This window comes from Quyinboa ferrireducens (genome assembly GCF_042436675.1).
GTDB lineage: Bacteria > Bacteroidota > Bacteroidia > Bacteroidales > UBA5342 > JBHJHP01.
Map to the genome: position 1 here is coordinate 157,113 of NZ_JBHMVA010000004.1, position 23,845 is coordinate 180,957.

Annotated in this window: 22 protein-coding genes; 16 read left to right on the top strand and 6 right to left on the bottom strand. The window is 39.5% G+C overall.

The window, feature by feature from the left end; translation table 11 throughout:
* Positions 1-175 precede the first annotated feature (175 nt).
* The gene (locus tag ACE01N_RS08700; RefSeq protein WP_380587202.1) at positions 176-1,063 is read right to left on the bottom strand and encodes a LytR/AlgR family response regulator transcription factor; all 888 of its coding nucleotides are present in this window, start codon (positions 1,061-1,063) and stop codon (positions 176-178) included.
* A gap of 145 nt (positions 1,064-1,208) precedes the next feature.
* On the opposite strand from ACE01N_RS08700, the gene ACE01N_RS08705 reads away from it, so the two are divergent.
* A complete protein-coding gene (locus tag ACE01N_RS08705; RefSeq protein WP_380587205.1) occupies positions 1,209-2,342 on the top strand; it encodes a DUF6051 family protein in 1,134 nt (377 codons plus the stop codon).
* Between the two features lie 43 nt (positions 2,343-2,385).
* Here ACE01N_RS08705 and ACE01N_RS08710 read toward each other — a convergent pair whose 3' ends face one another.
* A complete protein-coding gene (locus ACE01N_RS08710; protein WP_380587208.1) occupies positions 2,386-3,387 on the bottom strand; it encodes a glycoside hydrolase family 43 protein in 1,002 nt (333 codons plus the stop codon).
* 689 nt (positions 3,388-4,076) lie between these two features.
* Between ACE01N_RS08710 and ileS the strand changes: the two genes are divergently transcribed.
* The 9 genes from ileS (at position 4,077) to ACE01N_RS08755 (ending at position 12,443) form a co-directional block, all read left to right on the top strand.
* On the top strand, positions 4,077-7,514 hold the full coding sequence (gene ileS / locus ACE01N_RS08715; RefSeq protein ID WP_380587211.1) for an isoleucine--tRNA ligase: 3,438 nt from the start codon (positions 4,077-4,079) through the stop codon (positions 7,512-7,514).
* Between the two features lie 41 nt (positions 7,515-7,555).
* Positions 7,556-7,930, top strand: coding sequence for a TraR/DksA family transcriptional regulator (locus ACE01N_RS08720; protein WP_380587213.1), 375 nt, complete (start codon positions 7,556-7,558; stop codon positions 7,928-7,930).
* Between the two features lie 73 nt (positions 7,931-8,003).
* Positions 8,004-8,558: a signal peptidase II gene (locus ACE01N_RS08725; protein ID WP_380587216.1), complete on the top strand. Its 555-nt coding sequence runs from the start codon at positions 8,004-8,006 to the stop codon at positions 8,556-8,558.
* Positions 8,558-9,409 (top strand): DUF4296 domain-containing protein, encoded by an 852-nt coding sequence (locus ACE01N_RS08730; RefSeq protein WP_380587219.1) that lies wholly within the window; start codon positions 8,558-8,560, stop codon positions 9,407-9,409. The genes ACE01N_RS08725 and ACE01N_RS08730 overlap by 1 nt, the downstream gene beginning before the upstream one ends.
* Positions 9,406-9,918: a hypothetical protein gene (locus ACE01N_RS08735; protein ID WP_380587222.1), complete on the top strand. Its 513-nt coding sequence runs from the start codon at positions 9,406-9,408 to the stop codon at positions 9,916-9,918. Before ACE01N_RS08730 ends, ACE01N_RS08735 begins: the two co-directional genes overlap by 4 nt.
* Before the next feature lie 349 nt (positions 9,919-10,267).
* Positions 10,268-10,573, top strand: a complete 306-nt coding sequence (locus ACE01N_RS08740; protein WP_380587225.1) for a nucleotidyltransferase family protein — start codon at positions 10,268-10,270, stop codon at positions 10,571-10,573.
* Positions 10,563-10,895 (top strand): HepT-like ribonuclease domain-containing protein, encoded by a 333-nt coding sequence (locus tag ACE01N_RS08745; RefSeq protein ID WP_380587228.1) that lies wholly within the window; start codon positions 10,563-10,565, stop codon positions 10,893-10,895. Before ACE01N_RS08740 ends, ACE01N_RS08745 begins: the two co-directional genes overlap by 11 nt.
* 295 nt (positions 10,896-11,190) lie before the next feature.
* Positions 11,191-11,592, top strand: coding sequence for a GFA family protein (locus ACE01N_RS08750; protein WP_380587231.1), 402 nt, complete (start codon positions 11,191-11,193; stop codon positions 11,590-11,592).
* An 80-nt stretch (positions 11,593-11,672) separates the two neighbouring features.
* Entirely contained in the window at positions 11,673-12,443 is a 771-nt protein-coding gene (locus tag ACE01N_RS08755) for a hypothetical protein (protein WP_380587234.1), read from the top strand.
* A 135-nt stretch (positions 12,444-12,578) separates the two neighbouring features.
* On the opposite strand, the gene rocD is transcribed toward ACE01N_RS08755, so the two are convergent.
* A complete protein-coding gene (gene rocD / locus ACE01N_RS08760) occupies positions 12,579-13,787 on the bottom strand; it encodes an ornithine--oxo-acid transaminase (protein ID WP_380587237.1) in 1,209 nt (402 codons plus the stop codon).
* A 368-nt stretch (positions 13,788-14,155) separates the two neighbouring features.
* Here rocD and ACE01N_RS08765 point away from each other — a divergent pair, with 368 nt between their 5' ends.
* The 6 genes from ACE01N_RS08765 to nspC all read left to right on the top strand — a co-directional run bounded on the left by ACE01N_RS08765 (position 14,156) and on the right by nspC (position 20,916).
* Positions 14,156-15,388: a hypothetical protein gene (locus tag ACE01N_RS08765; RefSeq protein WP_380587240.1), complete on the top strand. Its 1,233-nt coding sequence runs from the start codon at positions 14,156-14,158 to the stop codon at positions 15,386-15,388.
* Between the two features lie 9 nt (positions 15,389-15,397).
* Positions 15,398-16,624: a quaternary amine ABC transporter ATP-binding protein gene (locus ACE01N_RS08770; protein WP_375729091.1), complete on the top strand. Its 1,227-nt coding sequence runs from the start codon at positions 15,398-15,400 to the stop codon at positions 16,622-16,624.
* Positions 16,621-17,436 carry an ABC transporter permease gene (locus tag ACE01N_RS08775; RefSeq protein WP_375729092.1) on the top strand — a complete coding sequence of 272 codons (816 nt, stop codon included), beginning with the start codon at positions 16,621-16,623 and terminating at the stop codon, positions 17,434-17,436. Before ACE01N_RS08770 ends, ACE01N_RS08775 begins: the two co-directional genes overlap by 4 nt.
* A 10-nt stretch (positions 17,437-17,446) precedes the next feature.
* Positions 17,447-18,313: a glycine betaine ABC transporter substrate-binding protein gene (locus ACE01N_RS08780; protein ID WP_380587245.1), complete on the top strand. Its 867-nt coding sequence runs from the start codon at positions 17,447-17,449 to the stop codon at positions 18,311-18,313.
* A 215-nt stretch (positions 18,314-18,528) separates the two neighbouring features.
* Positions 18,529-19,719 (top strand): saccharopine dehydrogenase family protein, encoded by a 1,191-nt coding sequence (locus ACE01N_RS08785; protein WP_380587248.1) that lies wholly within the window; start codon positions 18,529-18,531, stop codon positions 19,717-19,719.
* 57 nt (positions 19,720-19,776) lie between these two features.
* Positions 19,777-20,916, top strand: a complete 1,140-nt coding sequence (nspC, locus tag ACE01N_RS08790; protein ID WP_380587251.1) for a carboxynorspermidine decarboxylase — start codon at positions 19,777-19,779, stop codon at positions 20,914-20,916.
* Positions 20,917-21,019: 103 nt separating this feature from the next.
* Here the strand turns inward: nspC and ACE01N_RS08795 are convergent, their stop codons facing one another.
* From ACE01N_RS08795 to ACE01N_RS08805, 3 genes are all read right to left on the bottom strand, one after another.
* On the bottom strand, positions 21,020-21,838 hold the full coding sequence (locus ACE01N_RS08795) for an ABC transporter permease (protein WP_380587255.1): 819 nt from the start codon (positions 21,836-21,838) through the stop codon (positions 21,020-21,022).
* Positions 21,835-22,428: an ABC transporter ATP-binding protein gene (locus ACE01N_RS08800; protein WP_380587258.1), complete on the bottom strand. Its 594-nt coding sequence runs from the start codon at positions 22,426-22,428 to the stop codon at positions 21,835-21,837. The genes ACE01N_RS08795 and ACE01N_RS08800 overlap by 4 nt, the downstream gene beginning before the upstream one ends.
* 97 nt (positions 22,429-22,525) lie before the next feature.
* Entirely contained in the window at positions 22,526-23,803 is a 1,278-nt protein-coding gene (locus ACE01N_RS08805) for a hypothetical protein (protein WP_380587261.1), read from the bottom strand.
* Positions 23,804-23,845: the final 42 nt, after the last annotated feature.

Genomic DNA, 23,845 nt, shown 5'->3' on the forward strand with positions numbered 1-23,845 from the left:
TATCTCGCTATGAGATCAGTTGGCACTATAAAATGAGTTTGGTTCGGTCATACGGTCGGGATCTTGTTATAAGTTAATGTTTTTGGCCCTTTGGACTTAGAATTACGTTAGCAAACGAAGTTCATACTCACATTGAAAGTACAAAATCTTGATTCTTGGTTCTTGATTCTTGTATCTAATTCGTAAACCTCCGGATCACATTATCAATATATGTTTTTGAAACGGGAATGCGGATGACAGGTTCAGTATCCAGTTCCAGAAAAACACCTTCTTTTTCTCGTTTTATGGTATTAATCAGCTTCATGTTGATCAGGTAGGAGCGGTGGCACCTGATAAAGATATCTTCAGGAAGTTCTGCTTCAAGTTTCTTTAATGTATTGCGCAGGAGGTAACTTGTAGGTATATTATGTTCGTTGTAATAGACCTTTACATAGTTGTCTGCAGATTCAATGTAAAGTAAATCGCTTTGTTTTACTGACAATCTTAATGTTCCGCGTTCATCTTTAAATGATACCAGGTTACCGGCATCCAGACTAAAATTACCGCTTTCAAGCTGTTCCAGTTTATGCTTTTTGTCGTGCCATGAGAAATAGAGCCATAAAACAGAATAAGGCAGCAGCAAAACAAGGGCAGTATTCTCAATGGACAGTTTCAGCATATCCATAAAAAACCGTTCATCTTTCAGGATGAGGCTCTCGAATAATGCATAAAATAAAGCCATACAGAAGACTTCTACTGCCACCCATGCAAGGTAGCTCCACAATTTTATAGGATGCCTTTTTGAATAATGGTACATGATGATCCGGCTCACCACAACAACGAGTACACCGGTGAGTATAATCAGACTGGAATAGGCCAGGAGTCCCCATTTTCCTGCATTAAACCAGTATTCAACACCGAATGGGGCATAGATATTAATGAACACCAAGGCAAAAAGTGCTGTAAACAGAATGAGTTTAACAATATTTTGTTTCAGAACTAAATAGCGGGGTATGGGTTGGTTCAAATCTGCCATCACTGTAAATTGAACTACAAAAATAGATAATCCTGCCTGATATTCCATTTTTAATATAAATCAGCCTTAAAATTTTACCCCAACATAGCCAATTTTACCCCCAAATATGACTTTTTGTCCCAGTATAAGGGTGTCTGTAACATTTTTTTTCTGATGACGGAAATCTTCTTTTGATTTGCACAAAACTCAGGAAATGGACTATAACGAAATACAATATGTAACGCGTTCTGCCCGGATGAACAATGCAGCGGCAATGCCCATTCCGGGAACTTCTCTCTCCTTTACGGAACGTGATTTTATATCTGCCCGTCGGGAATTATTCAGTATCGACCAGTCAGACAATTTTTATAACATTTCTGACGGGCAGATTCCTGAAAACGATCGGTTCACATATCCTGTTATTAAGCATAAGGATCAGGCCGATGGTGTTATCGTTTTATTACACGGACTGAATGAACGTGACTGGGATAAGTATATGTCCTGGGCTTATGTGCTGGCAGAGAATACAGGTAAGGATGTGATCCTGTTTCCCATCAGTTTTCATATGGGCCGGTCACCTAAAGAATGGATCAACCCCAGAAGCCTCATGGAAAAGCTGGAATCCAGAAAGCAGAAGTTTAGTGATGTGAAAATGGCGTCTTTTGCAAACCTGGCGTTGAGCGAAAGGCTGACATCCCATCCAGAACGGTTTATGCTGTCGGGTTATCAGAGTGCCATGGATATACTGAAACTGGTATCGGACATAAAATCAGGCAATGATCCGTTATTCCATTCCGGTACGGATATTGACTTTTTCAGCTACAGCATTGGAGCATTTCTGTCTCAGATTTTATTTTTGAGCAATCCGAATGGTATATTCGATGCATCAAAACTATTTATGTTTTGTGGAGGTTCGGTGTTTAATCAAATGGATGGTGTTTCAAAATACATTATGGACAGTGTGGCATTTGACCGGGTCATAAATTATTACGGAGAAGCCATAGATGAAAACAGGAGTGAAAATAAGTCTGTCCGGCAGATTTTAAAGAATACACAACTGGGCGAAAGCTTTTACAGCATGACCAGTCTGGATCGGTTGAACCGGATCAAAAAGGATGTCTTTTCAAAAATACGCGATCAGATTCAGGTACTGGGTTTGTTGAAAGATAAGGTAATTCCGTCAGAATCAATCAAAAAAACATTGAAGGGCTGCCGGATGTCTTTCCTGAATCCGGACTATAATTATACACACGAAAATCCGTTTCCGGTGGTTAAAAATCAAAATTCCGGAATCATCAACAGAACATTCAATATCGTAATGGAGCAGGCTGCAGGTTTCCTGGCATAGTTGTAAGGACTGCTACCTTTAATATTTTTTCCAAAAATTTGGTTTAATCTCCCGTTTTCTGCATAAAGTCAGGGAAGCCACTTCTTGTCCAGCGAATAGGTCTTGCCCGCATAGCACGGTTCGGATCGGATAATTCGTGTCCCTGAATCTGTTTGTAATCACGGGCATGATAGATCATTACATCCGTTTTACTATCTTCAGCTACCGTGAAACAGTTATGACCCGGGCCATATCGTTTCAGGTCTTCGTTTGTAAAAAATACAGGGCCCGGAGATTTATGCCAGTTAGATTCATCCAGCAGATCTGCATTTTCATCAATCCACAATAATCCCATGCAATAGTTGTCGTTTGTAGCGCTTGCAGAATAGCTGACAAAGATCTTCCCGTTTCTTTTAATCACTGCAGGTCCTTCGTTTACATGGTATTTTACACGTTCCCAGTCAAATTCAGGTTCAGTAATTACAACTTCGGGACCCGTCAGGGTGGTCGGATTTTTCATTTCTGAAATCAGCAGACCGGTGTTATCTCCCTGCCTCACACTTTGCGCCCAGATCAGGTAATTTTTACCTTTGTGCTCAAATGTTGTGGCATCCAGTGAAAATGATTCTCTTTGGGTTTTAATCTGTCCTTCTTCCTTCCATTCACCGGTAGTCGGATCATTGGACGCATTGGATAAAGCCCACATTCTTATATTCCAGATATGTTCCGCTTCTCCTGCAGCAAAATATATATACCATTTCCCGTCAATACGATGTAATTCCGGAGCCCAGATATGATGTCCCATTACACCGGTTTTATGTTTGCGCCAGATGACTTTTTCTTCTGCATCTTTTAGTCCGTTTATAGTGTTTGCTTTCCGAATAATGATCCGGTCATATTCCGGTACGGTGGCGGTCATATAATAGGTGCCATCATCAGCTTTAAAGACCCACGGATCAGCCCGTTCTTCGGCAATTGGGTTATTATACTTAATATTTTGTGCATAAATCTGCATCGAAAACATTACTGTCAATGTTATTGTGCTGAGCATCTTAAGGAAATTCATATTCAATCGTTTTTTTATACAGTGAGCCAAAATACAAAACTTACGCCAAATATAATACCCGGTAACCACATAAAAGTATTTTTAAAGGTTCGTCAGAGATTTTCTGTTTAGGCAAAAACAAAAAATTTGACCTGTTTTCAGATTTTCGTCCACGCCTTCAGCGTGGGTATTCGCTTCGCTCATCAGCCTGACATACAATGTCAGGCTGGAATCGGTAAGGCTTTCAGCCTTGGATCTAACTTGCATGGTTGTTAAGTTTCAGTCCAACAAACTGGCAGTAAAAATCTGGAGCAACGCACCGAGGTAAAAGGTCGGAGTTGGAAATCCAATCTGTAAGACTGGAAGTAGTAAACCCGGTACGTAGTGCCGTTTGATGGCAGGCGTGGAGGCTCAGTCTGTAGGACTGACTGAAAACATCCTTAATGTACAATTCCGTTAATCGTAGCGTATACTGTTCAAAATTGTTTGTGTTCAAAACATAAAGAGGAAATTATTCACATAATTTAATGCTAATTTATATCCTTTTAAAGGATTGAAAAATAGCTTTTTAAAGAAATATTTTATGCGGAAAACCATTATGAATTATATTTCTCTTTATCCCGCTATTCAACTGCTTTTCTCCACCAAAGATTTTTACTATATTCGCACTCAATTTTTTTAGAACCGATAAAAGGAGTAGATACTGACATATGAGCAGGAAATTTGCTGAATATAAGGGACTTAATTTGTCAGAGGTTAACAGGGAAGTCCTAAAGGATTGGGATGAAAAAGATGTTTTTCATAAAAGTATGTCAACCCGTGAAGGCAGGCCTACCTTTGTTTTTTATGAAGGGCCTCCTTCGGCTAATGGTATGCCCGGTATTCACCATGTAATTTCGCGAACCATTAAGGACATTTTTTGCCGTTATAAAACACAGCAGGGATTTCTTGTGAAACGTAAGGCTGGTTGGGATACACACGGGCTTCCGGTGGAGTTGAGTGTGGAAAAAAGCCTTGGGATCACCAAGGAAGATATCGGTAAAACCATTACAGTAGAGGAATACAATAATACCTGCCGCAAAGAGGTGATGAAATACACTAACATGTGGGAGGACCTTACTCATAAAATGGGATATTGGGTCAATATGGATGACCCGTACATTACTTACGACAACCGCTACATCGAAACGTTATGGTGGTTGCTGAAAGAGATGTATAAGAAAGGTCTGCTGTACAAGGGATACACCATTCAACCTTATTCCCCGGCTGCCGGAACCGGGTTAAGTACTCACGAACTGAACCAGCCGGGATGTTACCGCGATGTGAAGGATACAACCTGCACGGCTCAGTTTAAGGTGATTCGTGATGAGGCATCCGATTTTCTCTTTAAAGATGTGGATGGTGATTTGTTTTTCCTGGCTTGGACGACTACACCCTGGACACTTCCATCCAATACTGCATTGGCTGTTGGACCCAAAATTGAATACGTTAAAGTAAAAACATACAATCCTTACAGCAGTGAACCGCTTACGGTAATCCTGGCCAAGGATTTGGTAAAGGCTTATTTTTCACCGGAAGGTACAGAACTTGATTTCGATGCATACAAAGAAGGAGATAAGAAGATTCCTTATGTTATACTGGATCATTACAAAGGAACAGAACTGACCGGCGTATCTTACGAACAACTTATTCCGTTTGTAAAGCCTGAAAAGGAAGCATTTAAAGTTATTCCGGGCGATTATGTAACCACCGAAGATGGTACAGGTATCGTACACATTGCACCAACCTTTGGTGCGGATGACGACCGGGTGGCCAAACAGGCCGGTATTCCGCCACTTATCCTGATAGACAAAGACGGTATGCGTCAGCCTATGGTGGATAAGACCGGTAAATTCTATAAGCTGGAAGATCTGGATACTGCGTTTGTGGATCAGTACGTGGATAAAGCGTTCTATGGTGAGTATGCCGGACGTTTTGTGAAAAATGCATACGATGAATCCATTCCTGAAGATGCGGCATCGCTGGATGTGGATTTGGCCGTTATGCTGAAGCTGAATAACAAAGCTTTCAAGATAGAGAAACACGTGCATAATTATCCGCATTGCTGGCGTACTGATAAACCGGTGCTTTACTATCCATTGGATAGCTGGTTTATAAAAACAACAGCTGTGCGTGAGCGGATGATGGAACTGAATAAAACCATCAACTGGAAGCCGGAATCAACAGGTACTGGTCGTTTTGGAAAATGGCTGGAAAACCTGGTGGACTGGAACCTGTCACGTTCGCGTTACTGGGGAACACCATTGCCCATCTGGAGGACGGAAGATGCTTCGGAAGAGCTGTGTATCGGCTCCGTGGAAGAATTGTACAATGAAATAGAAAAGTCTGTGAAGGCAGGCCTGATGCCAGCCAATCCGTTCGCCGGTTTTGAAGTTGGCAATAACGCAAAAGACAATTACGAAAAAATAGATTTGCACCGCCATGTAGTGGATGATATTGTGCTGGTTTCACCATCTGGAAAACCGATGCAGCGCGAATCTGACCTGATAGATGTGTGGTTCGATTCAGGTGCCATGCCATATGCGCAGCAGCACTATCCTTTTGAACACAAAGACGAATTCAGTCAGCTTTATCCGGCAGATTTTATTGCCGAAGGTGTGGATCAAACCCGCGGATGGTTTTTTACTCTGCATGCCATAGCTACCATGTTATTCGATTCGGTGGCTTATAAAAATATTATATCCAATGGACTGGTACTCGACAAAAACGGCAATAAGATGTCGAAACGTTTGGGTAATGGTGTAGATCCGTTCGAAGTGCTGGAAGGGCAGGGAGCCGATCCTTTACGCTGGTATATGGTAACCAATGCTCAGCCCTGGGATAACCTGAAGTTCGATATGGAAGGTGTGGAAGAGGTGAAGCGTAAATTCTTCGGAACGCTTTATAACACCTATTCTTTCTTTTCGTTATATGCCAATGTGGATGGATTTTCGCACAAAGAGGAAGATATTCCTGTGGAAGAGCGTCCTGAAATTGATCGTTGGATCATTTCGTTGCTGAATTCATTGGTTAAAGAAGTTCGTGATCATTATGAAAATTATGAACCAACCCGTGCGGGGCGTGCCATCCAGGAGTTTGTGACGGAAAACCTGAGCAACTGGTATGTTCGTCTGAACCGGAAACGGTATTGGGGTGGTGATTATGATAAGGATAAAATCGCAGCCTATCAGACTTTATATAAGTGTCTGGATACAATCGCAAAAATTTCGGCACCTGTTGCTCCGTTCTTTATGGACAGGCTGTTCCTTGATTTAAATAAGGTAACTGGTCTGGATAACTCGGAGTCGGTTCATTTAACCATATTCCCGGAATACGATGAAGCACTGATCGATAAAGAACTGGAAGAGCGTATGGCGATTGCGCAGACGGTTTCATCTATGGTGCTTGGTTTAAGGCGCAAGGTGAATATTAAGGTGCGTCAGCCGCTGAATAAACTGATGTTACCTGTTCTGGACAGTTCGTTTGTGGATCAGTTTGAAAAAATAAAGGACCTGGTGCTGAACGAGGTGAATGTAAAAGAAGTGGAATACCTTCATGAAACGGCCGGAATTCTGGTGAAAAAGATAAAACCAAATTTTAAAACACTGGGACCAAAATTTGGAAAACAGATGAAGCAAATTTCTGCATGCATTAATGGAATGAGCCAGGAAGATATTGCTGAGTTTGAAAAGAACGCAGGAAAGAACATTGAAATTGAAGGTCAAAGTATAGAACTGACAATGGCTGATGTGGAGATTCTGAGTGAAGATATTCCGGGATGGTTGGTTGCAACCGAAGGAAAATATACCGTGGCTCTTGACGTTACAGTTACTGAGGAATTGAAACAGGAAGGCATTGCGCGTGAGTTTGTAAACCGTATTCAAAATATCAGAAAAGAGTCGGGACTGGAGGTTACAGATAAGATTAACCTGTACATTGGTAGTCATTCTGAGATTGATGCCGCGGTTAATGCTCATAAACAATATATTGCCTCCCAAACACTGGCTACCAGTGTGGAATTGGTCCCCTCTGAAACCCTTAAAGACGCACGGGAAGTAGAGATAGATAAAGGAGTTGAGACAGTGATTAAAATTGAGAAACAACTTTGATTTTAACAAAATAAATTATACTTTGGTGAAAATTTAATCTTATGGCTGAAAAAACTAGATACACGGACGAGGAACTTGCTGAATTTAAGCAGATTATCCTTGAAAAACTGGAGAAAGCTAAAAGAGATTATGATCTTTTAAAGGCCAACATTACTCACAGTGATGATAATGATACCCAGGATACCTCTCCAACGTTTAAGGTGCTTGAAGAAGGTGCGGCTGTATTAAGTAAGGAAGAGTCCGGAAGACTCGCACAGCGCCAGTTAAAATTCATTCAGCATCTTGAAGCTGCATTGGTCAGAATAGAAAATAAAACATATGGAATTTGCCGTGTAACCGGCAAGCTGATTCCAAAAGAAAGATTACGCGCTGTTCCGCATGCTACGCTGTCTATCGAAGCCAAACAGGGACAGTAAATACACAATGAAATAGTATTAATTGATATTTGGAGGGTCGCTATGACCCTTCATTTTTTGTAAAAAAGAAACAATGTCAAAAAAAGGGTGGATTTCAATTTCTCTCATTTTGCTTATCCTGGTGTTCGACCAGATTATTAAAATTGTTGTTAAGACCCAACCGCTTTCCTGGATTCATACCTTACCATTTATCGATTATACCGAAAATAACGGTATGGCGTTCGGCATTGAACTGCCGGGGAAGGGAGGCAAGTATTTTCTTACTATTTTCCGGTTGATCGCGAGCGTAGTCATCGCAGTTTTCCTGGTAAAAATGGTTCGCAAAGATGTGAAGACCGGCATTATTGTAGGCTTTTCTTTGATTCTTGCCGGTGCATTGGGGAATATTATTGACAGCGTATTCTATGGTGTAATTTTTGGCTATGCGCCGATTTTACACGGCAGGGTGGTTGATATGTTTCATTTTAACCTTTTCCACTTCTTCTGGCCCAAATGGATACCATATTTTGGCGGTAAGTATTTTGAATTCTTCGCGCCCATATTTAATGTGGCGGACTCTTCTATAACAGTAGGTATTGGATACATGTTAATTTTTCAGCGGCGTTTCTTTAAGGAAAATAAGCTTTAATGAACCGTGTATTTCTGCACATATTGTTGCTGTTGATTCTTATTCCCGGATGTAAAAAAAATACGTATATCATTCCGCAGGATGAATTGGTTGAGATTCTTTCTGATATCCATTATGCCGAGGGCATAACGAATACCAGCATGCGCCAGTTCCTGACCACCCAGGACCGCAGTAAGGCTATTGAACGTGTTATTGAAGCTAACGGTATTGAACGGGCAAGGTTCGATTCTACCATGCATTATTATGCGCTGCATACGCGTAAGTACGAAGTGTTGTATGATAAGGTCATTCAGGAATTAATGATACGTGAATCCAGGGTGAAGGCCGGACAATTTGATAGGAGCTATATTTATAAAACCATGAATCTTATGAAGGATTATCCTGAAGATTCTGTATTGCGCGATTCTGTTCTGAAGGAATTCTGGTGGGGTGACCGTAAGGTGGTGGTGGACGAAGTTACCAGTTGGAAAGGTGATTATGATAAGGTCTATCTGGATTCTGTTCCACATAAGGGCTTTGTTCTAAAAGCGGATATAAGACTTTTTCCAAATGATTCGTCACTAAATCCGCGAACTGTTTTTCAGGTAGAATACCTGACAGATTCTGTTACGGGTGATTCCATTTTGTCGGATACCTGTTTTCTGTACCGGGATTCACTGGTGTCCTGTAATCTATACCTCCATACGTCTGATTCTCTTCCCCTGCATAAACTGAATATCATGTTTCTGGATCAGGATTCGACCTTAGTCAGAAAAAATGCCATTCTCAACAATATAAGGCTTTATGAATTAGCTGATCCGGATGATCCCGCCCTTCAGCTCCCGGAAAAATTCATAAAACAGCAGCCATGAATCTGGAACACCGAATTCTTTCGCATAAAATATTTACAGGACAGGAAGTTATTAAAAAAGGCATTATCAGGTATATGCCGGATAAGATTATTACGGCTGTTGAACCAACGCATTTAAAACATGCAGAAAGTGCCAGAACGCAGTTCTACAGCGGCATTATTGTTCCTGAAATATACAATCAGCCTTTTGATGCCGTTAAGCTGAAGGAAATTCTTCATGAAAATATGGATCCAAACGAATTTGAGGTGATTGATGCATCCGGTTTAGGATACACAAAGCTACTACAGCTACTACAGCAACTTCAGGCAGAATATAATCTTTATGGGAGAGATTTTCTTGAATTCTGGAATAAGATCTCTGTGAGTGCTGCCCAACAAAATGGTGAGGATTATTCAATAAAGCCGGGAAACCGAATCAGAATTGTGAATCTTCGTGGTCTTGATCCTGAAAGTTATGCAAGTTCTGCACATTCCAAAATTATCCCAATAGAACGTAATTTATTGCTGTAATTATCGTCCCACTTATTCAAAAGGGGGTGCCAATGGTATGCGATTGGCAGGGGATTTTAGTTCCGTTACTCATTCGACGATCCGAAGTTCATCGAATGAGTAATATTAGGAATATTCTCCTGAAATACTTACATTTAATCCGCTAAAATTGAACCGGCCCTGTTCTGAAAAGAACAAGCTTGATGAAAATATTCTGTTAGTGAAAAATCTGATTTTTATGAAAACAATGCAGAAATAACTTCAATTATGGAGATATACAAATGTTGTAACCAATTGCATGAAAGACTTAAACCATAACCATATTGCTAATATCCATTTAGATTGCTAAGTTTGTATAAATTGAAAAACGATGAATAGACTACTCAAAGAAAATATGGATAATATCAAAGCATTATGTATTACACATAATGTAAGTAGTCTTTTTGCATTTGGTTCTGTATGTACTGACAAATTTAATGATGATAGCGACATTGATCTTTTGATTTCTTTCAAACCAATGGATTACGGTGACTATGCTGATTCATATTTCGAATTGGCTGATAAGTTTGAAACAATCTTAAAAAGACCTGTTGATTTGATTACAGACAAATCACTTTCAAATCCTTACTTCATAGAATCGATTAACAAGACAAAGACCTTGATTTATGGAGCTTGAAATTAAAAAGTACTTATTTGATATTAAAGAATCTATTGATTCGATTGAGAGTTATCTTGGAGGAAAAAGAGATTTTGCCATTTATATGTCTGACAAAATGTTGAGACGAGCAATCGAAAGAGAGTTCGAAATTATTGGTGAAGCGATGACAAAACTCGATCGACTGGATAACACACTTGAAATTTCAAGTAAAAGACAAATTATTAGCATGAGAAATCGAGTCATTCACGGATATGATAAAATTGATCATGAAATTATTTGGGGAACAATTGTGAGACACTTACCTATTCTAAAGAAAGAAATTCAAGAATTAATCAAATAAAAAACAACTGATTACAACACACGGTATTAGTGCATGCGATTTTGTTTTAACCAGCAAATCCACATTCCGTATGCCGTCGTTTTCGGCTTGACAGTCTCCACTTCGTGGGACAGTCAACCGCACGACACTATACCGCGGGAACGTTGCGCTTAATTAAAGTAAGCGAACTGCTATTTATCCTGAACTTAACTAAAGGAGAGATTAAAGAGTGTTAATTAGAAAAAATACGAAGTTTAGATAATGTGGGGGAAAGGATTTCTACTAAATTCGTAATTCTAAAAAAGTGATTTATTAAATGGAATACCTGGGATCGTGTTTGTGCAAAGGCATTAAGTTTAAAGTTACAGGTGATTTTGAGAGTTTTTATTTGTGCCATTGCAGATATTGCAGGAAAGATACCGGCTCTGCTCATGCCGCAAATTTATTTTCGTCAACCGCAAAACTGGAATGGATAAAAACGGAAACCAAAATCAAAACATTTCAACCTCCCAAAAGCAATCATGTGAAAGCCTTTTGTACAAATTGTGGATCAGCATTGCCCAATTTACAAATGGACGGTAAATTGTTAGTCGTTCCGGCAGGATGTTTAGATACTAAACTGGAAAAACGGCCTGATGCACATATTTTTGTCTCAAATAAAGCAAGCTGGGATGAGTCGCTGGAAAAAATAAATAAATTTGACCGGTTTCCTGAATAATCTGGAAATTATAAGACTAATGTTGGCTTACACTTAAAACAGGCCAGATGCGTTTATTCATTTATTTAATTATTACTAATATGAAACCAATACTTTTTATTCCCTTTTTATTTATCCTGTTATCCTGTAGTAATAAAGACAATTTTTATGTTGGAACATGGGACCTCAACAAAGAAAACGGGGTTAGTACCGTAACTTTTTCCGAAAACAAAAAATTGAACTGGGATATAATTGGGACGAGAGTCATGGATAATATGGATTTTGAAGCAGTTAAGTTAGCCCCAAATGAATATAGTATAACATCCTTGTCAGGTGATGTTCCTGTAAAACTAACTCTGCAACGACTGAGTAAAAATCAATGCATTGGATGTAATTATAAAAGTTATGTTGATGAGAATATGATTGATGAAGTTTTCATTGCCAGAAAGAATCAACATCCTATGGAGCCCATCCCGAAACCAGATCAGGAAGTTATTATTTTACCCGAAGATTACGCAGGAGATTTTTTTATTGTTTATCAGTATTTGACAGATAAACAGACAGAAGAAATAAAAATTGATGATAAAGGAATAGGAATTAATCAGGGTAAACCGGATCTGAAACAGTTGTTTAATGCTAACAGGATTTTCAGGTTCGAAGGTCAGAAAACGAATATTACCATTGCCAATCCAAATAATTATGGGAACTCCTTAAATACAAATATCGACAGTTTATTTAATGATGAAGACGTCGTAATTATACAGAAAGGATTTAATCAGTCCGGAAGAGCTGAATGGAATAAAGAACATGAAGAGGATGTAAAAAACGCTTCAAATATTGAATATTTTGAGGTTAAACGGATAAAAAAGTAAATTACAGTGAAAAATGTTATGCGTCTTGATTCTTGTGTCTTGATACTTGTATCTGACATTAAAAAACAGTTGTCCGAATAAAAATGCATATCCGCTACTTTACACATCTTATCCGGACAGCCGTTCGTTAAAATATCACAATTGCTGTATTGTATTTTTTATGATGGTTATGGCTTCGTCAAGCTGATCTTTTGTAATAACCAGCGGTGGTGCAAACCGGATGATATGCTCATGCGTCGGTTTTGCTATCAGCCCGTTTTCTTTAAGTGCCAAACAAACATCCCAGGCTGTCTTACCATTAGTTGGCTTGATCACAATAGCATTCAGCAGACCTTTACCGCGAACCAATTCAATAAACGGAGAATCAATTTTTCTCAATTCTTCCCTGAAATACTCTCCAAGCACTTCCGCATTTTCAGCCAGCTTTTCGTTCTGAATGACCTCAAGGGCAGCTATAGCAACCTTGGCGGCTACCGGGTTTCCTCCGTAAGTTGACCCATGTTCGCCGGGTTTGATTGTCAGCATGATGTCATCATCGGCAAGGACACACGATACCGGATAAGTACCTCCTGAAAGCGCTTTTCCCAGAATGAGAATGTCCGGACGAACGCCTTCGTGATCACACGCCAGCATTTTTCCGGTTCGTGCCAAACCAGTCTGAACCTCGTCAGCAATGAACAACACATTGTTGGCTTTACACATTTCGTAGGCAGTTTTCAAATAGCCATCGTCCGGCACATACACACCCGCTTCACCCTGAATAGGTTCAACCAGAAAGCCAGCTACATTAGGTTGTGATAATGCTTCCTTAAGTGCGTTAATATCATTGTATTTAACTACCTTGAATCCTGGTGTATAAGGTCCGAATCCTTTGTAGGAATCCGGATCCGTTGACATGGAAATAATGGTGATGGTACGGCCGTGGAAGTTCCCTTCGCATACCACTATTACGGCTTCGTTTTCTGGAATCTGCTTAACGTTATATGCCCATTTACGGCAAAGCTTAAGGGCTGTTTCGTCGGCTTCAGCTCCCGAATTCATGGGAAGCACTTTATCGTATCCAAAGAGTTTGGTCACGTATTCCTCAAATTCTCCCAGCACATTGTTGTAAAAGGCCCTGGATGTCAGTGCGAGTTTTTTGGACTGCTCCACAAGTGCATTAACAATTGATGGATGGCAATGTCCCTGGTTAACAGCAGAATATGCTGACAAAAAGTCGAAATAACGCTTTCCTTCCACATCCCAGACAAATACGCCCTCTCCGCGTTCCAGTACCACAGGCAGGGGATGATAGTTGTGTGCACCGTACGTATCTTCGCGATCAATATAATATTGTGTATTCATAGTAAATGATTTTCCGGTCAAATTATCACTTTACCCCAAAATACTAAATGACAATAATCATAATCAAGATATCTACTGGGATTATTTCAAAATATTGGCGAAATACACAATACAGGATTAGTCACAGTGAACTTTGCTTTTAGCCATAAGTATCACTACCTTTGCATTTCGACAAAAGATTTTGTGTTATCGGGTTAGCTGAAAAACAAAATACCGTAAAAATCATGCTGCTGCATTCGCTGGCAGATGGACTTCCTGGTTTTTATTTTTAATTGTGAATAAAGGTTTTAACTGGAAGGTTATTGTCTAATTTACATTCATTTGACCGAATTAATCCGGATCAATTCATTTTTAATTTAATATACATTATGCAAAAGTCTACAAGTAGAACTTATTTATTTATTTTTTTAATTGTGTTTTCAGCGCTCAATTCCGCCAGAGCGCAGGATGAGAAAGAGAATTATGTGAAATTCGGTGGGGCATTACGATTTAATATTTTTAGTAAAAGCTGGGTGTCGAATCAGACACAGCCTGAAGCAACTCTGGATACGTGGAGATTAAATGTTAAAGCACGTACAGCGGGTATAGACCTGAATTTTGAATACCGTTTTTATCCTACGTTTGGTACACATTTTATGAAACAGGGTTGGCTCGGATATGGCTTATCCGACGACGTCTATGTGAAATTGGGTGTATCACAGGTTCCCTTTGGTATCACCACTTATGCATCGCATTCATGGTGGTTTCAGGCGCCATACTATGTTGGCCTCGAAGACGATTACGATATGGGGCTGAAGTTTGATATTTCAAGCATCGAAAATCTGGATCTTGCCGTGGCATATTTTCGTCAGTCAGAACCGGAAGGGCCTGTATATGGTGGTGATGTCACCTTTGGAAACTCCGGTGCAGGGCGATATTCGTACGATCTGGTACCCTCGGACGGAGCATCAAACCGTGAACTGGATCAGTTTAACCTGAGAGCCGCTTACCATCTTTGTGATGGATTGGAGATTGGTGTTTCGGGACAGACCGGTGGCATATACAACAGCGTTTTAAACAAGCGAAAAATGTCTACCGCTTTTGCCGCTCATGTAGTGGCCGATGTGGCTGGTTTCAATTTCAAAGGAGAGATTGTCTCATATAACTACAATGCATTCGCTGATGATGGTTCTGAACTGGAAACGGTTACCATGGGAGCTTATGGATTCCCTTATGAGGTTGCTACAAAGGCTAATATGTATGTTGCTGGTCTGGCTTATTCAATTCCTGTTAAGTTAGGTCCTGTAAGCAATATTCAGGCTTATGTGGATTACACATACGTGGATAAGGCAAATAAAAATTTTACGGATGCACAGCATCTGATTCCCGGCTTTTTAATTACAGCAGGAAATATATACACATACGTTGATTTTGCACTTGGGAAGAACCAACCATGGCTGACCCCAACCTTCGGAACCGGATTTGGAGAAGGGCAGACATACAGCGACGATCCGGCTTCAAAATATTATACCAGCGATCCAACTGCGCAGGGAACACCTGTACCTATGGATCAGCTTGACTGGGAACTTAGGTTCAACATTAATATTGGATATTATTTTTAATCTGTTAACATGATAAAAGTTAAAATAGAGGATCTGTCTTTGATTTTCGGAAAACGAAAAAAAGAAGCATTGAGCTTGTTGAAACAAGGTGCTTCAAAGCAGGAAATCCTTGAAAAAACCAACTGCACGATGGCAGTAAAAAATGCTAACCTTGAAATAAAGGAGGCAGAGGTATTTGTGATCATGGGATTGTCCGGAAGTGGTAAATCAACATTACTGCGTTGCATTAACCGGCTTATCAATCCCACCGCTGGTGATATCTGGGTCAATGACAATAACATCACCCGGTCGTCGGACAAGGAACTTCTTGAAATACGCAGAAAGGAGTTTGCAATGGTGTTTCAGCACTTTGGACTTTTGCCGCACAGAACGGTAATGAGTAACGTGGCTTTTGGCCTTGAATTACAGGGCGTGGATAAAGATACAAGAAACAAAAAGGCTCTTGATACGATAAAGCTTGTTGGTCTGGAAGGCTATGAAGATATGAAGGTAAGTGAACTCTCGGGAGGTATGCAACAACGTGTCGGACTGGCCAGAGGTTTAGCGAACGATCCTGAGGTATTGCTGATGGATGAGGCTTTTTCTGCACTGGATCCTCTCATAAGGGCTCAAATGCAGGATGAATTGTTGATCCTTCAGGAAAAGATGAAAAAGACCATCATCTTTATTACACACGATCTTGACGAGGCTATAAAAATAGGAGACAGGATTGCGATAATGAAAGATGGAGAGATTGTTCAGGTTGGTACATCTGAAGAGATTCTTACAGATCCGGCTAACGATTATGTCCGTGATTTTGTGGAAAACGTGGACCGTGGTAAGATTATTACGGCTGGTTCTGTTATGTTCCGAAAACCTACAATCGCCAGTATGCACAGGGACGGACCTGAAGTTGTCATAAAAAAGATGCGGGACAAAGGTCTGGATTCTATTCCTGTAGTAAGAACAAACCGAACTTTCGTTGGGGTCGTTACAATTCAGGATGCCTTGAAATGTAAAAAAGAAGGGAAAAAATCTATTGAATCTGTAGTAAATGCCGATGTCCCTTCTGTTAATGAGGATGCAACAGTAGAGGATATGTTGCCATTGGTAACTGAATCGGTTCACTCCATACCCGTGGTTGATGAGGAAAATCATTTGCTGGGGGTCGTAACGCATACATCCATCCTTGTGGAAGTAACAGGTAAAGATAAGAAGGAAATACAGGAAATCATTCAAAACGCAATTGACTTATGATTCATATAGGTGACTACATAGAAAAGATAATTAACTGGATGACAGATAACTTTTCGGGTTTGTTTGATGGAATAAACACCGGAATGTCGTCTATCATCAGCGGTATTGAATCGTTCTGGTTATGGGTACCTTTCTGGGTAACCATACTCGTATTTTCAGGATATGCATTCTGGAAAGTAAACAAGGGAACAGGTGCACTAACATTGCTGGGATTCCTGCTTATTTACTATATGGGATTTTGGGATGAGACCATGGAAACATTCTCGCTGGTTCTGGCATCTGCCATAGTTGCATTGGTTATCGGTATACCTCTTGGTATCTGGAGTGCCAAAAGCAATACGGCAAACAGTATTATACGACCCGTTCTGGACTTTATGCAGACCATGCCAGCCTTTGTATATTTAATTCCTGCGGTCTTGTTTTTTGGTCTGGGAACTGTACCCGGAGCATTTGCGACCATTATTTTCGCCATGCCTCCGGTTGTAAGATTAACCTCGCTCGGTATTAAGCAGGTTCCGGGAGATATTGTAGAGGCTACACGGGCATTTGGTGCGACACCTCGTCAACTTATGTTTAAGGTTCAACTGCCACTGGCCATGCCAACGATTCTTGCAGGCGTGAATCAAACCATAATGATGGCATTATCCATGGTGGTGATAGCAAGTATGATCGGTGCCAAGGGATTGGGTGAAATCGTACTTCAGGGAATCAGTCAGCTCAGAATAGGACTTGGTTTCGAAAGTGGTCTGGCGGTCGTGCTGTTAGCCATTATATTAGACAGGATAACACAAAATTTTGGAAAACAGAAATAAATAGAAAAGTATGAAAAGTTTAAAGATTATCAGTGTTTTTGCAGCATCGTTGATGCTGTTTTCTTGCGGAAACAAGAAGAAGGATTCCGCGAGCGAATCAAAAGGAGAAGTTAAAATTGCCATGGTAAACTGGATTGAATGCATTGCAGACACGTACCTGGCAGAAGCAGTACTTGAGGAGAAAGGGTACGAGGTGGAAGTTGTCAATGCAGATGTGGCACCTGTTTTTGCTGCTGTTGCAAAAGGTGATGCAGATCTGTTTATGGAGGTATGGCTGCCGGCAACTCATAAACCATACATGGAGAAATTTGGAGATAAACTGGAAAAAGTAGGAACCATTTATAAAGAAGGTAAAGTAGGACTTGTTGTACCTACATATGTTACCATTAGTTCTATAGACGAATTAAATGCGAACAAAGGCAAATTCAATGGTCAGATTATCGGTATTAATCCCGGAGCTGGTATCATGAAAACCACAGAGAAAGCAATTAAAGATTATAATCTTGACTTTGAACTTGTCGCTTCATCCGAAGCCGGTATGCTGGCATCATTGAAAAAGGCGTACGATAAAAAGGAATGGATTGCCGTTACAGGTTGGAAACCTCACACAAAATTTGCTAAGTGGGATCTTAAGTTTCTGGATGATCCTAAAGGTGTATACGGACAGGCAGAGACCATTTCTATTTATGCAACAAAAGGATGGTCTGCTAAACATCCTGACCTGGCTACCTTCTTTAGCAACTTTAAAATGAACGATGCAAATCTCGGTACTTTAATGGTTGCCATGGAAGAGAATCCCGGCAAAGAGGTAGAAGCTGCCAAAGCCTGGTACCAAGACCACAAAGAACTTGTGGATGGTTGGTTCAAGGCTAACTAAGAGAAATTGAAATTTTCCATATTAGGGCATTTACGGATATACCTGTCTCTTGAATCATATAAAGACAGCTGTGTATTGGTAAATGCCTTTTTATCTCTAAAAAACTGAGAAATGGGGTGGAAAAAGTAAATTTTTATTTTTAATATTTGCACTTGTAAATTAACTTACAGGTAAATTGGTGTAATAATCACAAAAACAACATCTTAAATTTAAAAATGGGTAAAGTATTAATTATTGGTGCAGGTGGAGTAGGAACTGTAGTGGCTCACAAGGTTGCTCAGAATCCTGAAGTATTTACGGAGGTAATGCTCGCTTCACGAACCGTTTCTAAATGTGATGCTATTAACGAGGCATGCGGTGGTACATTTAAAACTGCTCAGGTAGACGCTGATAATGTAGGCGAGCTGGTAAACCTGATGAATAATTTTAAACCTGATCTGGTCATTAATGTGGCTTTGCCATACCAGGATCTTCCAATTATGGATGCATGTCTTGAAGCAGGTGTAAACTACCTCGATACAGCCAACTATGAACCCAAGGATGAAGCAAAATTTGAGTATTCATGGCAATGGGCTTATCAGGATAAATTTAAGGAGAAAGGCCTGACCGCAATTCTGGGCTGTGGCTTTGATCCGGGCGTAACCAGCATTTTTACGGCATATGCAGCTAAACATCATTTTGATTCCATTGAATATCTCGATATAGTGGATTGTAATGCAGGTGATCATGGTAAGGCATTTGCTACCAATTTCAATCCTGAGATTAATATCCGGGAGGTAACCCAGAAAGGTAAATACTGGAAAGACGGAAAGTGGGTATTGACAGAACCTCATGAGATCCACCAACCGGTAAACTATCCAAATATCGGACCTAAGGAATCTTACCTCATTTACCATGAAGAACTGGAGTCGTTGGTAAAAAATTTTCCTACCATTAAGCAGGCACGTTTCTGGATGACTTTCGGACAGGAATACCTGACACATTTACGTGTGATCCAGAATATTGGCATGGCCGGTATCGAGCCGATCAAATTTAAAGGTATAGATATTGTTCCTTTGGAGTTTTTAAAAGCGGTTCTTCCTGATCCGGGTGAACTGGGAGAAAACTACACTGGTGAAACATCAATTGGTTGCCGTATAAAAGGACTGAAAGACGGAAAAGAAAAATCATATTATGTGTATAACAACTGTAGCCACCAGGTAGCTTACGAGGAAACCGGTGCGCAGGGTGTAAGCTATACAACCGGCGTGCCTGCCATGATAGGAGCCATGATGTTCCTGCAGGGAAAATGGAAAAAGCCGGGCGTATTCAATGTAGAAGAATTTGATCCCGATCCGTTTATGGATCAACTCAATAAGCAGGGATTGCCCTGGCATGAGTTGCATGATGTTGATTTAGAACTTTAAAATATATTTAATCAGTGGTGCCCTAAACACCACTGATTTTTTCTTATATCCTTTATTATGACTGACTATTCTTCCATTCCTTCACCGTGTTTTGTACTTGAAGAAACCAAATTCAGGAAAAACCTGCAATTGATTGCGGACATTGCCAAAGCTGCAGATGTGGAGTTTATCCTGGCATTCAAGGCTTTTTCCATGTGGAGCGCTTTTCCAATTGTCAGGGAATATGTAAAAGGTGCTACAGCCAGTTCCGTGTTTGAAGCGCAGCTCTGCTTTGAGGAGATGAAATCATTGGCGCACACCTACTCACCGGTTTATTCCGAAAAGGATATTGATAAAATTCTTGAATTCAGCAGTCACATCACATTTAATTCTGTGGAACAGGTTAAACGTTTTATGCCAAAAGTTAACTCTGCTGATCACAAAATATCCTGTGGGCTGCGTGTAAACCCGGAATACTCTCAGGTGGAAACAGCGCTTTATAATCCCTGTTCTCCCGGTTCGCGGCTTGGTGTTACAGCAGATCAGTTAAAGGACGGTTTACCTGATGGAATTGAAGGTCTTCATTTTCATGCGCTTTGTGAATCCAATTCATTTGATCTTAAAAACACGTTGAATGCGTTGGAGATGAGATTCGGTCATTTGTTTGGCCGGATTAATTGGATCAATATGGGTGGAGGACATCTGGTGTCTCATAAGGATTATGATGCGAATCATCTGATTGAAACCCTGAAGGATTTTAAAGCCCGTACAGGTTTAAAAGTCATTATGGAACCGGGCAGTGCTTTTGCCTGGGAAACCGGTTTTTTGAAAACCACAGTTGAGGATATTGTTGAAAACAAAGGTATCAAAACCGCCATTATTGATGCCTCTTTTACCTGCCATATGCCGGATTGCCTGGAAATGCCATATAAACCCAAAATTCGCGGTGCGTATCATGAACCGGTAAAAGGCAAACCAACGTACAGAATAGGAGGAAACAGCTGCCTTGCCGGCGATTTCATGGGCGACTGGTCATTTGATAAACCATTAATGATAGGGGATACCCTGATTTTTGAAGATATGATTCATTACACCATGGTAAAAACAACCATGTTTAACGGTGTGCCACATCCATCCATTGGCATTATTCACAACGACGATAACTTTGAACTGATCCGGACGTTCAACTACCAGGATTTTAAATCAAGATTATCATAGTTCTGTCTCGCGCTTGCAATACTTGGCATATGTTTACCGTCATTCGTTTGTAATGAGTGTTAAAACAGGAGTGCTATATTTTTAACAGATTGATAGTCTGGTCTTAGTCTGAATGATTTTTCGATGAACGTTTTGAAAAAACTTCATCCGATTTCAGATTATTATATTCATCAAATACAAAGCGTTTTGAAAACATAATGCTTAAAAACAGGTTGATGGAGCAGCCGGTAAAAATGGCCAGCATAATCATGATCTGATACTTGATTGCTATAGCAGGCGAACTTCCGCCAAGTATCTGACCGGTCATCATACCGGGTAAAGATATAAGCCCAATTACGGACATGGTAGCAACCAATGGATTCAACGCCTGTTTTACGGCTTCTGCAACAAAAGGACGTAATGATAATTGTATGCTTCCTGTATTAGTGAGTAAAAACTGGTATAAACCTGCTTTTTCGGAAAGTTCTTTGAAATATGTCCTTAAACCGACAATGTTGTGGCGTAAAGCGTTCCCAATCACCATGCCGGTTATAGGAATAAAATACTGGGCATCAAACACGTAATCCAGTTTAATTACAAAACCCAGAAAAAACGTGTCGATGATTAACAATGATGTCAAGGCTGAAATGAATAAGGGAACAACAAATCGCTTCCAGTTCAGGGATGCTCTTTTAATGGTCGTGAAAACGCCAACAAATATCATAATAAACACCCAGAGTGAATTTAACCAGGCACTGTTTTTATCGAACACCCATTCCAGATATACCGCCACAAGCGAAAGTTGTATAACCATTCTTAAAGCAGCAATCAGGGTGCTTTTTACCAGTTTAATCCGGTAATAGAGCAGAAATGCAATGGGGAGAATCAGGATCAGAAATCCAGCCATTAAACGAAATATATTAATGTCCATCGCTGATTTCATAACTCAAATGTTTTATCTGCGGATTTGATCCATAAAGGATGGTGAGAGGCTGATACTACCGTTGTGTTTTTAAGTTTGCTTATGGTATCAATCAACTGTTGAATGGAAGTTTCATCCAATGCCGCAGTAGGTTCATCCATTAGTATGATTGGTTTATCCAATGCAAGACAAACGGCAATCACCACACGTTGTTTTTGTCCAATGCTTATTTTGTTGAAATCTTTATCCAGCATTTCAGGTTCAAGGCCAAGCTGATCCATAAAATCTAAAATACTGGTGCGCCCTTCTTCTTTCCCCATCATTTTAACCAGCTCAAAGCCATTCTGAACCGGCATATTTACGTTTTGCGGGATCCATGTTATCAGGTTTCGTATAGTTTTGATATTGGATGCTTTCAGGGAGATATCATTAAAATTGATTGTTCCTGAATTGGGAATAACATATCCCTGTAGAAGTTTCAACAGTGTTGACTTTCCTTTGCCTGATGCGCCACTAAAACACAAATGTTCACCATTCGCAACCTTAAAGGACAGATTTGTTAAGACTGGTTTCTCATCAAACTTCACATTTATGTTTTTGCATTCAATCATAAATTAATTCAAATGAATGATTTACAATAAAGATAGTAAATTTTTAAATTTTGTCAGTTTTAGAGTAATCTACAATTATAATGGTTATTATATAAGGTTAAATCTTAAATCCATAACCGAGAAATAACTGTACTGAATTTATTCGCTGGTAGTCTAAAAAGTGTTCTCTTGATATAAATGGAACTCTGTATTCATATTGTCCCTTTATGAAAAAATAGTTTGTATTTTTCATAAAATATCTAAATCCTATACCTGCCATGACCCCCATGTGATAGGTGCTGGATTTTGGTTCTGCAAAAAATTCCGTATATATTGGATGAAAATATTTGTCATGCGTAACTCTGATATAGGATACAGAATATCTGTGATAAAAAATTATTGAATTACTAAGTCCGGTGAAAAGAGTTGGTTGAATTTTTTTATTGAGCGGAATATTATATTCAAGAATCAAAGGTACATTTAAAAAAGAATAATTTGCTGACACATTTGCGGGATACGTTGTCCTAGGTATTATTTTTTCAATTCCATCGGCAGTAACATGATAAAACAGTTCTTCAACAGAGCTAGTATATGTTTTATTAATTTTGGTGTATGAGTATAACAGGCTAATGTTATAATTTATAAGGTGCAATGATGTACTGGGTATAATTCTTAAGTTACAACCTATTGCTGGGGTCTTATTATCAGTGTAATCGTTGGATATTGCGATTTTAATTCTTGAAAAAATACCTCCTATAACTGGCTCAAGATAAATACTGGATTTTACGTTTTTAGTATAGTCAATACATTCATAATCAGTGCAGACTTTATTATGATAATCTTTTGTAAACCTGATTAATGATTTGTTGGAGTAGGGAATAAGAAGTGCTTTTTTTCGTGATTTAGGATCATCTTGAAAAAGAAATGATAGTATTCCTTTATACTTTTCTGAAGGTTTAACTTCCAATCTTCCGTTTGGATAGGTCTTAATCTCATCATTAGATAACTGATACATTTTACCTTCCTTTTCCACATAGTAGTAATTACTGCCTTCATGTTTAATAAAATACAAATCCACGATGCCATCTACTAAGTATTCTAAAAATACATTTTGAGTTGTATCATTTAATGGGATTTGTTTTGAAATAAAGTGTTTTTTACCCGTTATAACATAAGCTTTAATATCGAATGGGTATAGTTCCTGGTTGTTTTTGGAGTCAATATTTCTAAAAATACATTTTTGGCTGTTTTGAATGCTTGTCCCCAGATTAATTGTCCCCGATACAGTATCATTTTCCAGAGTTATTATATATCCAGGAAGAAAGTCTTTTTGTGCGTTTGATCTGAGAACAGTAAGAATACAGAAAAGCGTTAGGAGCAAAATCGTTTGTTTCATTTATAAAAAGTTTTATATAATGTGGTAGGCAAAGATTTGATA

Coding starts and splice junctions, on each gene's coding strand:
- nspC (WP_380587251.1), top strand. CDS start 19,777: ATGACTGACTATTCTTCCATTCCTTCACCGTGTTTTGTACTTGAAGAA.
- rocD (WP_380587237.1), bottom strand. CDS start 13,787: ATGAATACACAATATTATATTGATCGCGAAGATACGTACGGTGCACAC.
- ACE01N_RS08705 (WP_380587205.1), top strand. CDS start 1,209: ATGGACTATAACGAAATACAATATGTAACGCGTTCTGCCCGGATGAAC.
- ACE01N_RS08765 (WP_380587240.1), top strand. CDS start 14,156: ATGCAAAAGTCTACAAGTAGAACTTATTTATTTATTTTTTTAATTGTG.
- ACE01N_RS08795 (WP_380587255.1), bottom strand. CDS start 21,838: ATGAAATCAGCGATGGACATTAATATATTTCGTTTAATGGCTGGATTT.
- ACE01N_RS08785 (WP_380587248.1), top strand. CDS start 18,529: ATGGGTAAAGTATTAATTATTGGTGCAGGTGGAGTAGGAACTGTAGTG.
- ACE01N_RS08770 (WP_375729091.1), top strand. CDS start 15,398: ATGATAAAAGTTAAAATAGAGGATCTGTCTTTGATTTTCGGAAAACGA.
- ACE01N_RS08775 (WP_375729092.1), top strand. CDS start 16,621: ATGATTCATATAGGTGACTACATAGAAAAGATAATTAACTGGATGACA.
- ACE01N_RS08700 (WP_380587202.1), bottom strand. CDS start 1,063: ATGGAATATCAGGCAGGATTATCTATTTTTGTAGTTCAATTTACAGTG.
- ACE01N_RS08745 (WP_380587228.1), top strand. CDS start 10,563: ATGGAGCTTGAAATTAAAAAGTACTTATTTGATATTAAAGAATCTATT.
- ACE01N_RS08755 (WP_380587234.1), top strand. CDS start 11,673: ATGAAACCAATACTTTTTATTCCCTTTTTATTTATCCTGTTATCCTGT.
- ileS (WP_380587211.1), top strand. CDS start 4,077: ATGAGCAGGAAATTTGCTGAATATAAGGGACTTAATTTGTCAGAGGTT.
- ACE01N_RS08780 (WP_380587245.1), top strand. CDS start 17,447: ATGAAAAGTTTAAAGATTATCAGTGTTTTTGCAGCATCGTTGATGCTG.
- ACE01N_RS08800 (WP_380587258.1), bottom strand. CDS start 22,428: ATGATTGAATGCAAAAACATAAATGTGAAGTTTGATGAGAAACCAGTC.
- ACE01N_RS08730 (WP_380587219.1), top strand. CDS start 8,558: ATGAACCGTGTATTTCTGCACATATTGTTGCTGTTGATTCTTATTCCC.
- ACE01N_RS08710 (WP_380587208.1), bottom strand. CDS start 3,387: ATGAATTTCCTTAAGATGCTCAGCACAATAACATTGACAGTAATGTTT.
- ACE01N_RS08740 (WP_380587225.1), top strand. CDS start 10,268: ATGAATAGACTACTCAAAGAAAATATGGATAATATCAAAGCATTATGT.
- ACE01N_RS08750 (WP_380587231.1), top strand. CDS start 11,191: ATGGAATACCTGGGATCGTGTTTGTGCAAAGGCATTAAGTTTAAAGTT.
- ACE01N_RS08805 (WP_380587261.1), bottom strand. CDS start 23,803: ATGAAACAAACGATTTTGCTCCTAACGCTTTTCTGTATTCTTACTGTT.
- ACE01N_RS08720 (WP_380587213.1), top strand. CDS start 7,556: ATGGCTGAAAAAACTAGATACACGGACGAGGAACTTGCTGAATTTAAG.
- ACE01N_RS08725 (WP_380587216.1), top strand. CDS start 8,004: ATGTCAAAAAAAGGGTGGATTTCAATTTCTCTCATTTTGCTTATCCTG.
- ACE01N_RS08735 (WP_380587222.1), top strand. CDS start 9,406: ATGAATCTGGAACACCGAATTCTTTCGCATAAAATATTTACAGGACAG.